7 protein-coding genes are annotated in these 11,895 nt (G+C 62.5%); 2 read left to right on the forward strand and 5 right to left on the reverse strand.

The window, feature by feature from the left end:
- Positions 1–39: 39 nt before the first annotated feature.
- Both C8J98_RS22525 and C8J98_RS10780 read left to right on the forward strand, forming a co-directional pair.
- The gene (locus tag C8J98_RS22525; protein WP_107913201.1) at positions 40–714 is read left to right on the forward strand and encodes a CerR family C-terminal domain-containing protein; all 675 of its coding nucleotides are present in this window, start codon (positions 40–42) and stop codon (positions 712–714) included.
- Between the two features lie 104 nt (positions 715–818).
- Entirely contained in the window at positions 819–3,455 is a 2,637-nt protein-coding gene (locus C8J98_RS10780) for an excinuclease ABC subunit UvrA (RefSeq protein WP_107913202.1), read from the forward strand.
- A gap of 27 nt (positions 3,456–3,482) precedes the next feature.
- Here C8J98_RS10780 and C8J98_RS10785 read toward each other — a convergent pair whose 3' ends face one another.
- The 5 genes from C8J98_RS10785 to C8J98_RS10805 form a co-directional block, all read right to left on the reverse strand.
- Positions 3,483–3,893: a hypothetical protein gene (locus tag C8J98_RS10785; protein ID WP_146171623.1), complete on the reverse strand. Its 411-nt coding sequence runs from the start codon at positions 3,891–3,893 to the stop codon at positions 3,483–3,485.
- A 1-nt stretch (position 3,894) separates the two neighbouring features.
- On the reverse strand, positions 3,895–4,437 hold the full coding sequence (locus tag C8J98_RS10790; RefSeq protein WP_233260195.1) for a hypothetical protein: 543 nt from the start codon (positions 4,435–4,437) through the stop codon (positions 3,895–3,897).
- A gap of 152 nt (positions 4,438–4,589) precedes the next feature.
- Entirely contained in the window at positions 4,590–4,925 is a 336-nt protein-coding gene (locus tag C8J98_RS10795; RefSeq protein ID WP_146171624.1) for a hypothetical protein, read from the reverse strand.
- Between the two features lie 2 nt (positions 4,926–4,927).
- Positions 4,928–10,387 (reverse strand): hypothetical protein, encoded by a 5,460-nt coding sequence (locus tag C8J98_RS10800; protein ID WP_107913205.1) that lies wholly within the window; start codon positions 10,385–10,387, stop codon positions 4,928–4,930.
- Between the two features lie 236 nt (positions 10,388–10,623).
- Positions 10,624–11,790 (reverse strand): CoA transferase, encoded by a 1,167-nt coding sequence (locus C8J98_RS10805; RefSeq protein WP_107913206.1) that lies wholly within the window; start codon positions 11,788–11,790, stop codon positions 10,624–10,626.
- Between the last annotated feature and the right edge of the window lie 105 nt (positions 11,791–11,895).

Raw genomic sequence — 11,895 nt, forward strand, 5'->3', positions numbered from 1 at the left:
TTTGAATTATATCTTTGCCGATTCCTCTACAATGGACCCATGGCCGACCAGCATCTTCCAAAATCGCACGCCGCGAAACGGGCCCCCCGGCAGGACGGCGAGAACACCCGCTTCCACCTCCTGGACGTGGCCGGCCGGCTCTTCGCCGAGCACGGCTACCTGGGCACCTCCAGCAAGGACATCTGCCTGCGCGCGGGGGTGAACATCGCCGCGGTGAACTACCACTTCGGCAGCCGCGATGGCCTGTATGGCGCTGTGCTGGTCGAAGCCCATCGACAGGTGGTCAGCCAGGAATCGCTGCTTGCCTTCGTGCAGTCGGACCTGGGCGCGCGGGACAAGCTTCGCGGACTTATCAGCCATTTCGTCGCGCAGGCCGGACAAGGCGAAAAATCGTGGGGCTTCCGTGTCGTGCTACGCGAGATGATGTCGCCCTCGCCCATGGCTTCCACGCTGATCAACGAGGCCATCGCGCCGAAGGCAGGCATCGTCGCCGGCCTGATGGCGGGCTATCTGAATCTGCCGATCAGCCATCCCGCCGTACAGCGCGGAATGATGATGACCATCGTGCCGTGCATCACCATGTTGCTCGGACCCGAAGGCCTGCGCACCACGGTGCTACCTGCATTGAATCCCACCTCGGAGGGACTGGTCGAGGACATGACGACCTTCGTGCTTGCCGGTCTCGATGCCCTTGCGGCGGCTCACGCCAGCTAGCGACCGATTGGCCGGCACGAGGTCGGCATCTTCGCGGGACGACGGTTCAGCCACTTATACCCCGATGCACGGCATCTCCACCGGTTCGGACGATAATCGTCGCCATGAAAAAGCGTCCTGCCCCCATGGCCTCCGTGCACGACAACGGCTTCGTCCGCGTCCGCGGCGCCCGCGAGCACAATCTGAAGAACATCGACGTAGCCGTGCCGCGCGATGCGCTGGTGGTGTTCTCGGGCGTCTCGGGATCCGGCAAGTCCTCGCTGGCCTTCGGCACGATGTACGCGGAAGCGCAACGCCGTTACTTCGAATCCGTCGCACCGTACGCGCGGCGCCTGATCGACCAGGTGGGTGTGCCCGACGTTGACGACATTGAAGGCCTGCCACCGGCCGTGGCGCTGCAGCAACAGCGCGGCACTCCCGGCACACGGTCTTCGGTCGGCAGCGTCACCACGCTCTCCAGCCTGGTACGCATGCTCTATTCGCGCGCAGGCAGCTATCCGGCGAAGCAGCCGATGCTTTTCGCCGAGGACTTTTCGCCGAACACGCCCCAGGGTGCCTGCCCGAACTGCCACGGTCTCGGCCGCGTGTACGAGGTGACCGAACAGACGATGGTTCCCGATCCGTCGCTGACCATCCGCGAACGTGCTATCGCTTCCTGGCCGCCCGCGTGGCACGGACAGAACCTGCGCGACATCCTGGTGACGCTGGGCTACGACGTGGACATCCCCTGGCGTGATCTGCCGAAGAAGCAGCGCGACTGGATCCTGTTCACCGAGGAGCAACCCGTAGCACCGGTGTACGCGGGATTCACGCCCGCCGAGACGCGCGCGGCACTGAAGCGCAAGACCGAACCGAGTTACATGGGCACCTACATGGGAGCCCGTCGTTACGTGCTGCACACCTTCGCGACAACGCAGAGCCCGTTGATGAAGAAGCGCGTGTCGCGATTCATGATCGGCAGCCTCTGTCCGGTTTGCGACGGCAAGCGCCTCAAGCGCGAGGCGCTGTCGGTCACGTTCGCTGGTGTCGACATTGGCACGTTGTCCGCCATGTCGTTCGACCAGCTGGTCGAGACGCTGCGTCCTGCGGCCGAAGGGCGCTTCGATGAGCTCGCTGCGGCGGGCAAGGCCACGCAGAGCCGCGCTGCCGGCAAGCGCGATATCGCCAGGCGTGTCGCTGCCGGTGGGCTGGGACACGAAGGTTCCTCGGACGTGCGTCGCACGCCGAATCTCTCGGAAGAGAAGCGCATTGCCGCACAACGCATCGCCCAGGACCTCGTCGCACGCATCGGCACGCTGCAGTCGCTCGGACTGGGCTATCTGTCGATGGACCGCAGTAGCCCTACCCTTTCGCCTGGAGAACTTCAGCGCTTGCGTCTTGCCACGCAGATACGCAGCAATCTGTTCGGCGTCGTATACGTGCTCGACGAGCCCTCCGCGGGACTGCACCCGGCAGACGGCGAAGCGCTGTTCACTGCACTGGGACAATTGAAGGCATCGGGAAACTCGATCTTCGTCGTCGAACACGACCTCGACATGATGCGTCGTGCCGACTGGCTGGTCGACGTGGGTCCGGATGCGGGTGAACGGGGTGGCGAGATTCTCTATAGCGGCCCACCTGCCGGATTGGCCAGGGTGACCGCTTCGCATACCGCGCGCTATCTGTTTGGCGACACGCGGGTCACCCGACGCGCCCCGCGTCAGCCAAGCGGCTGGCTCGAACTGCGTAATGTCACGCGGAACAACCTCAGCCGGCTGGCTGCACGCTTCCCGCTCGGTACATTCACCTCCGTGACGGGCATTTCAGGATCAGGCAAATCAAGCCTGGTCAGCCAGGCCCTCGTGGAACTGCTGGGTGAGCACCTCGGACACGAGCCACGCGTTGTCGAGGACGAAGGCGACGACACGGAGCCGAGCGTGATCGCGACGACCACTGGCCACATCCACTCCGGCGCCGATGCTGTCACACGTCTCGTCCAGGTCGACCAGAAGCCTATCGGACGAACGCCGCGCTCGAACCTCGCGACCTATACCGGTCTGTTCGACCACGTGCGCAAGCTGTTTGCCGCTACGAAGGCCGCGAAGGCGAAACGTTACGATGCAGGTCGCTTCTCGTTCAACGTAGCCAAAGGCCGCTGCGAGACGTGTGAGGGTGAAGGCTTCGTCAGCGTCGAGCTGTTGTTCATGCCCAGCGTGTATGCGCCCTGCCCCACCTGCCACGGAGCGCGCTACAACGAGCAGACGCTGGCGATTCGCTGGAACGACCGGAACATTGCCGACGTGCTGCACATGACTGTGGAGGAGGCCTGCGAGTTCTTCGCCAGCGAAGCCAACGTGCTGAAGTCGCTACTGCTTCTTCGCGATATCGGCCTCGGCTACCTGCGCCTTGGCCAGCCGGCCACGGAGCTCTCCGGCGGTGAAGCCCAGCGCATCAAGCTCGCCACCGAGCTGCAACGCGCCCAGCGCGGCAGCAGTGTCTATGTCCTGGATGAACCCACGACGGGCCTTCATCCGTCGGATGTCGACAAGCTGGTCGCGCAACTCCAGGGGCTCGTCGACGCAGGTAATACCGTCATCGTCGTCGAGCATGAGATGCGCGTCGTGGCGGGCAGCGACTGGGTGATCGACGTGGGCCCGGGCGCTGGCGACCAGGGCGGAAAGATCGTCGCCGCCGGTACGCCTGAGGGCGTCGCGCGGTCGAAAGAGAGTCGTACCGCGCCTTATCTTGCAACCCTTCTGTAGGAGCCGACTTGTCGCGCGATGGAAAACTCAGGGCCGGGGCGGCGGCGTCGCCACGTAGATATTCACTTGCAATTCGTTTACTTGATACGTCTTTACAACGGATTCGACGGCCCTGAAGTCGATTCTCAATCTACCAGGAGAAACCCACGTGACCCGAGGCTCATCACGCGTCATCGCGGGAACGTACTCGAACACCTCGATACGCCTTGCCTCCCCGCGCTTCACCAGGTAAAGCAACACCGTGTCCGAGTGCGCAAAGTTATCACAGATGGTTTCTTCGGTATGAAGAACGTAGTCGCTGGCGCCCGAAGCGGGCACTTCCCGATCGTCGTGAACACAGTCCTGGACCGGTGGCTCATCGTTGGAGCAGCCGACGATCATTAGCCAACAAAGCGCTGCGATCCATCGCAACGGGAACTTTCCGGAGATGATGTTCAAGCTAGTGCGTGCCCTGTTGCGAAAAGATGAGATCAGATGGAGCGGACGGACGCCCGTGTGGGAAGTTCTTCGCCTGCGCACTTTGCCACCCCCTGACCCACCATTGCGTCTGGCCTGGCGAGTTGGCATTACTTGAGTTTCTACGCGAGTACACCGCGCCGATGGTTTCTGTTTGGTGCAACGTATAGCCAGCCCCATTCATATAAATGCCAACATTGAAGTTGGAAGCATTTGTGTAGGCACCGTAGAACACACCCTGACTGCGCTGGACATCATAAGTTCCTCCTTGCCCGATAGCCTGCTTGATGGAGGCGTACGAAGCATGATCGAAAATATTATCTTTATCCTTCACACCAGCCACATATACCGCACTGAAATCGTAGTTCCCTGGGGCATAAAATCCCGCACCGTCCATACTGGCAAAAAAGTATGCGCCGTCCGGGACGCCGTGGGAAATCTCATACTTGCCACTAGTCGGACCGTTGTTTTGACCTATTGAAGCGATCGCGCCATCGTGGCTATCGTGGGAATCAAACGCGCACACGTTGGCCGCGCTGGCGCACGGGTCGGTCTCCCTTCCGTCACTATTCGTGTTTCGCCCATCCGGATCGACATTAGTAACCGGATTTCCGTTCGCGTAGACGAATCTGTTAGTTCGGAATACGCCCCCATTCGCAGGGGTTATCGGATCGACGCTTAGAAAGCGTCCGCGTCGGGGTCGTAATACCGAGCCTGCATGTAGATGAGCAGGCTGTCAGCGTCGAATAGGTGTCCCGTATAGCCAGGTCCTGCGGTGGGTGAACCCGCCGCCTGCGTGCCGTAAGGCTTGAAGTCGGCTGTGGCGATGATATTGCCCGACGCGTCGGCCAATATCAGGGGGGTCCCCTGCATGTCGGAATAATAATAGGTCACTGTCGTCGTGGCGTTAACCGTTGCGACAGAAAGCGAGGACGCTACGACGGCGAGGATAAGCGAGTCGACTCCGCTCAGCCGACGCCTCGATGTGCGCATGATGGGCCGCATCGTCTTCATCTTCAGCCCCCAGCCAGCCAATCGGTTTCATAGGCGCTCCAGGCGGAACACCCCGTCGCGTTACACGCCTGCACCCGATACTCGACCAGGCCACTGGCCAACGTCACCTGGCTATGCGAAGTGACATTCCCCCAGTTCGTAACGACGGGGAGATAAGGTGGATTCGTGTACTCGATGTTGTAGTAGGTCGCGTACGCCGAGGCATTCCACGTCAGGTGGATGTTCGGCCTCGCCGAGCCGGTCTGCGTCAGCGTGAAGCCGGTGGGCGTAGCCGGGATCAGCGCGACGCTGACCGTTGTCGTTCCGCTCCAGGGACCGCAGCCCCCGGCGTTGCAAGCCTGGACCATGTATGCATAGGTGCCATTGACACGGCCGCTCGTCGACCAACTACCCGCATTGGCGTATTGAACCCCGGTCCATCCCCCGCCGTTGACGCTTTCAGCCAGGTTGTAAGCGGTAGCGCCCGCGACTCCCGTCCAGCTGATTGTCCACGCACCGCTGCTGTTCCCCCCACCACCAGCGATCGACGGCGCGGATGCCGGCGGTACGGTGACAGCCACTGCACCACTGCCAATGAATGCACTGCACCCGTTCGCGTTGCAGGCCTGCAGCCGGTACACCGCGCTTGCCGTGACCCCCACGTTCACGCTCACCGATGTCGCGCCGGCATGATAGACGGTGTTCCAGGGACCCCCGTTGAGGCTCTGCTCCAGTTCGTACACCGTGGCATAGGCCGTTGCAGGCCAGCTGACAGGAACAATTCCGGTGCTCGTCGATGGAACGCTGATGGACGAAGGAGCCGGCGGAATGTGGGCGATGACGACGTTGGCCGACGTGGTGGCCGCGCTGCACCCATTCCCACTGCACGCACTCACACTGTAGGAGTAGGCGCCATCGGCCGGATTGTTGACGGACATGGTCGTGCCGGCAATGTTGACCGGACTTCCACCGATGCCGTTGTACGTCTGTTTCACGCTATAGACCGTCGCGCGGGCGCTTGCGGTCCAGCTGACCGATATCGTGGCCAGGTTGCCAGACGCGGTGGCTGTCACCGAGGCCGACGGCAAGGGAGCCGTGATCGATGCCGGCACGATCGCATTGCCGGAGCCAGGCAGGGTCTGGTCGTCACTGCCAATGCGCGCAAGGCCGACGCCAACCACGTAGATCGGCTGGTTCCCATAGGTGACTCGCGTCGCATCGGTCAGGGCAACCGTGAAGCGGTAGGCGGCACCGCTACTGTGGCACGCCGTTGCGACCGACGGTTCACTGGCCACGTTAGCCGGGAAGGTTCCGATGAGGGTCCCCGTACCGGCCGGGCCACCCAGGTACACGCGAACCGAGAGCGAGTCGGCGAACCCATCCGAACAGGTCCACCCGGCTAGCGTGGCCGTCTCGGAGGTGGCATTCGATACGCCGTCGACGTTGCCGATCACCTTCGAGGTGATCGTATCCGTCGACGCGACGAGCTTGCTACCGAGGTAGAAATAGTCCTTGCCGTTACTGGTGGATGGATCGAATTCCCAGAGCAGCTGCCCTGCCCCGCTATACGCGTAGTAGGTGGGCGTTGCCCCCGATCCGGTCGGCGCCTTCTTTACACGACGGCCGGCGGCGTCGTACGCATAGGTATCCGTGCCCGCAATCGCCGTGAGCCGGTTGGCCAGATCGAATGTCAACGCCGCGCCGTCCTTCGACGTTGTGTTGCCGCGCAGGTCGTAGATGAACTGGTGTAACGTCGTCCCCGCGTTGGTTATCGAGTCGAGTTGATTGAGGGCGTTGTAGTTGTAAGTATTCGTGCCGCCGCTGTTGGTGATACTGCGGATATTGTTGAGCGCATCGTAAGTGTAGGACTCGGTCCCCCACAGATTCCCGGCCGTCGCCTGCGTCAGGCGATTGATGTTGTCGTACGTCATGCTGCGCGACCGTTGGCCGCCGGCGACCTGGTCGGTAATTCCGGTGACGTTCGCATTCGGATCGTACGAGAGTGCCTCGCTCAGAGACGGCGCAGACAACGTGCCGTACCTGAATTGCCCGAGCAGATTACGGGCATTCTGCTGCGCGACATACGGCGTACCGTTGCCCAGGTTGAACGATGCCAGGCTGCCGTCCGGGGCGTAGCTGGCCGCGGAGGCGAAGGCTCCCACCTGCGTGGGACGACCGAGGGCATCCGGCGCGTAAGCGGCGCACTGGTTGTCCGGATACGTCATGCTCGCCGGAGCCTGGTTGGTGTCGTAGCCATACCCGATCGACCACACGTAGCCCTCGACCTGGAGCTGTTCCTGCGTCAGGAGCCCCAGCTCGTTGCGGCCATAGGTCCACGACGTGATCCCCGACGTTGCCGCAGCGGGGTTACCCAATGGGTCATACGTGTAGGTGACCGTGTCGGTGTTCGAGCCCACCGGGTATTGAATCGACAGAACACGGTTCATCGTGTCGTAAGTGCGCGTCGTTCCAGCGGCGGCAACGACCTGATCCTGCCCGCAGCCCGTCAGGTCCGGGGAAGCGCCGGCCACTTGCCACACGATATTGTTCGCATCGTCGTAAGCGAACACTTCGCTGCCGCTCTCCGGCTCAGTGGTCCGGCAGAGCCGATGGTAGCCGTCGTACACCATGCTTTTGCTGACGGCGTTGCCGCCACCGGACTGCACGATCGAGGTCGGGCTTCCATAGACGTCACGCGCGATCTGCTGCGTGATGCCTTCCGGCGCCGTGACCAAAACCGGCTTGTCGTACGACGGCGTGTCGAACGCCTGGTAAGCCGTCATGGTGGCAATACCCTTGGCATCCGTGACCTGCCTGGTCGCGTTTGCGAGGTAGGCGGTCGACGTGGTCAGGTTGCCGTTTTCGGAGGCCTGTACGGCCTGGTACACCCGCCCGAGCGCGTCGTAGTAAGTCGTCACACCCGTCCAGCCCGTGCCGTTTCCGTTTACGAAGTCCGGATTCGCGCCGAGCGGATAGGAAACGAAGGTCTTCGCACTACGCCAGTCGAAGTCGGTCCGCGCCGAGGTTTCAAGGCCAAGGTCGCCCGCGCGGTAGTTACTTGCGAGGATCGGCCTGAGCATGGCGTCAAAGTAGGTGACCGACACCTTGCTACCCAGGGTCACCGTCCGCCGCCAGTGCGCGCCACCGATGCCCCGCTCGTCGCCGACGTACTCATAGGCGATCGTCTGCGCGTTCCAGGCGCCCTGGTCGCCCGTGCACGTCAACGCGTGTCCTGCCGGATAGGCAATCGACGCCAGCCGACCCACGGCGTCGTAGGTGTAGCTCGTGGTGTGCTGCGCCTGGTCCGTCAGCGACGCGACCTGGCCAAGATCGTCGACGGATATCGACTCCGATGTTCCGTCCGGGTATCCAATAGCCTGCGGGATGCCGCGCTTGTAGTTACCGAGGGTCGTTGTGTTGCCTTTGTTGTCCGCGAAGCTGGCCAGCTGGCCCTGACCATCGAACGCGTAGGTCATCAACGTCTCGCCAAAGACCTTGCGGGTCTGCAACGTCACGTTGGCCGGGTTATAGACGTTTTCGCTTTCCGCCACGCCCGTGGCCGTGTTTACGACGGTCGTGGGAAGGCCAAGCGTCCAGTGCGGAAGATCGTTGAGATAATCCGTCCGCTCCTGGAGGGTGCTGGCAGCCTGGAAGGAGTTGTAGCGGGTGACAACCAGCGGCATGGCATAGGCGTCGAACAGATCCACGTTCCAGCGATACGTGTCTCCTTCCTCGACGATGTCCTTGCGGACCACGGGGATCCATTCGTCCAGCTGCGCGGAGTTGACCGGGAGTTCCCGCGACAGGCCCAGGGATGCCGGCCATGGACCACCGGTTGCCGATGCATAGGTCAGGATTTCCGATCGTAGCGGCGTGCCGCCCACCGCCCCGGCGTACGCGTCTGTCCTCTGCAGCAGGGTCTCCGTGGCGTCGAACTGATTGCTGAAGGTGTACCGGGTCGTATTGCCCGCGGGGTCCAGCACGTCCGTGTAAGTCGTGGTGACGCATCCGCCGCCGCACTGGTACTTCCATGACGGACTACTGGGGGAGTAGGTATAGCTCCACGTCGCCGGGGTCACCTTGGTACCCGAGAACGATTTCGAAGTAATCGAGGTCGTCGCGTACACGGTAGGAAGGCGACCCACCAGGACGGGGTTGTTGCATGGCTCGTCGACGTTCGATCGAGACCGGATCATGGTCTGTGCGCCGAACGTACCGAGCAGCCCGGACGGGTGCGTGATCGTCCCGGAGCCTGACTGGGCGTAGTCGGGGAATGCGGTGAAGAAGCAGGTTCCCTTATCACCGAACTCGAGGAGCGAATCGGAATTGGTTGCCGGCAGGCCGCCGAGGTTGAAGCTCCACGACGACCCATCGGGAAGCTGCACCGAGGTCAGCCTTGGAATCGTCGGATCGCTGGAGTAGTTGTAGTTCCAGGTTCGGGGCGCCGCGCTGCCCGGCTGGAGCACGATGGACGTGATGCGGAACGAGGTATAGCTGGTGGACGGCGATTTCACCGGACCAGGGTCTGCCGTGGGTACCTGCCACTGGGCCCAGTTGATTGTCACCTGGCGGCCATCGGAGGCCTGGATCGACGTGAGGTTGCCGTTGCCGTCGTAGCCGTAGTTGACGGTATTGCCGAAGCGATCGACCACCTTGGAGACCATGAACATCAGCGTGCGACGCTTCAGCGCCGCGCTGCCCGGATTCACGACCGCATCGGCACTGCGATAGGTCACCCAGTCCAGCCAGTACTTCGTACCGTCGGGGGATACCGCGAGATAGCCCTCGCCGGGAACGCCGTTTGCCGTCTGCGCAAGACAGCCCACCGCCCACTTCTCTTTCGTGATGATGGGGAAATTGATCGCGGCGCCATTGGCGTCCGTCATCTGGGGAGAGGTAGTGAATCCGCCGCGGCTCAGTAACGTCTGTGCGCCCGCGCCTGGCATGATGAGTTGGTAGCCATGCCACCACGAATCCGCGCCATAGGTGGCGACTGTACCCGGCGATGAGACGAACATCGATGGCGCGGCATCGAAACTGGAGCAGCGCGTCGTGCCCTGATAATCGTCGAGAAGAAACCACTGCCAGGTAAGCACGCCCGCGACCGTGTTCTGCTCGGGCGCGGAGAGTGTTTCGATATGGGGAAGATCGAGCGACCAGTCGACAAACGCGTTCGCGTGGAATGGATGGAAGGCGACCGAGGGATTGATTCCGGGAATCGAGAAGGTTCGCGAAAGCGTAATCGCCGGCCCGATGCCGTTTGCGCTGACGTCCGTCTCGTTGAAGGACAGCGACCCGTCGTAAAGACCTATCCGTTCGCCAAAGGGATTTTCCCCCAGGGGCGATATGTCATCAGTGACATGGATGCGCTTCTTGTATTCCTGCTCTGGCGTGACCGCCGATTGAGCGGAGACCTTCAACCCTGAAAATGCCATCGCGCAGGCAAAGAACGCCGACGCCCAGACCCGAGCAGACTTGCGCATGCTTCATTCCCCTGTCCCCTCTCCCTGAGGGCGGCTGAACGTACGTCGGACTCTTCCAGCTGGTCAACGGGAATTTTTCCGAGGTAAGTTCTTGCGGTTCACGACCCCAACGCGCGGGCTAAAAGACAGGAATGTCCAGGTGTTGCGCCGCGGATCGCAAAAACTTGCCGATCCACAAATAATCGTACCCGGCATAAGCGAGTGCAGCCGGTCTCCAGTCCGAAGCCAGACTGCTTTTACGTGGCCTTGGTCCCAGGCGCCGTCATAAGCAAAGCTTCGTGCTGGTTCAGCGTCGGCGCGGCGAAGGGTTCCGGCGCGGGTGTACGGCCAAAGTGAATCGGATGATTCACCCCGCGGTACTGACCGACCACCGGGTGATCGAACGTGGCGACGAGGCCTTCGGCGACGACCTGTGGGTGGTCGAACATGTCTTCGATGCGGCGGGCGGCGGCGCTGGGCACGGCGTCGCCAAAGTGAGCTTCCCACTCTAGAGCCGTGCGCGAGGCGAGTGCGGCATGCAGCTTAGGCACGATTTCCTCATGGTGCTCGGCGCGCTTGCGCACGGTGTCGAAGCGCGGATCGTTGTAGAGCGCGTGGAGATCCGTGCGCTCGCACAGGGCCTTCCAGAAATGGGGCGTATTGGCCGAGATGTAGATGTAGCCATCGCGCGTCGGATGAATACCGGTGACGCCACCCGAACGCATGTCGCGGCCGATATCCAGCGACTCACCTTCAGCCCAGATCATCCGCGCCGACTGCATCGTCAACGCACTGCGCAACAGGGACACGCCTACGTACTGGCCCATGCCGCTGCGTTCGCGCTCGTACAGCGCCGAGGAGACACCGGCGGCAAGCAACGCGGCGGCGTAGTAATCGACCACCGAACCGAAGATCACTTCCGGAGGGCCACCGCGCTTACCCTGCAGGGTCGACATGCCGGTCATGGTCTGAAGTACCTGGTCGTAACCGGCCTTGTCCTTCATCGGGCCCTGGTCGCCATAGCCGGTGACGGCGCAGTAGATCAGGCGCGGATTGATCAGGGCGAGGCGGTCGTGGTCGATGCCGAGCCGAGCCGGCACGCTGGGACGAAAGTTGTGCACCAACACGTCGGCCTCGCGCACCAGACGCAACAGCGCCGCATGATCCGACGGATTTTTCAGGTCCAGCACGATGCCGCGCTTGCTGCGGTTCACGCCGAGGAAGGCGCGACTCTCCGTGACCAGCGTTGACGGGTATTGGCGCAGGTTGTCGCCGCCAGGCGGCTCGATCTTGATGACGTCCGCACCCTGGTCGGCCAGCAAGGTGCAACCGTAAGGTCCGGCGATGTACGCGCTGAGGTCCAGCACCCGCACGCCGGCGAGGGGGCCCGAGGGGGCGCGGGGGGGCGGTGTCGGTGTTTCCATGCGTGCCTCGTTATCCACAGCTGCCAGGTCCCGTTTGCGTCCATTCACTTTGCCGGACACGAGGTGCGGGAAACACCCCGGCGCGATATGTTCTGGCAGCAGAAA

Source organism: Luteibacter sp. OK325 (assembly GCF_003050935.1).
Classification (GTDB): Bacteria; Pseudomonadota; Gammaproteobacteria; order Xanthomonadales; family Rhodanobacteraceae; genus Luteibacter.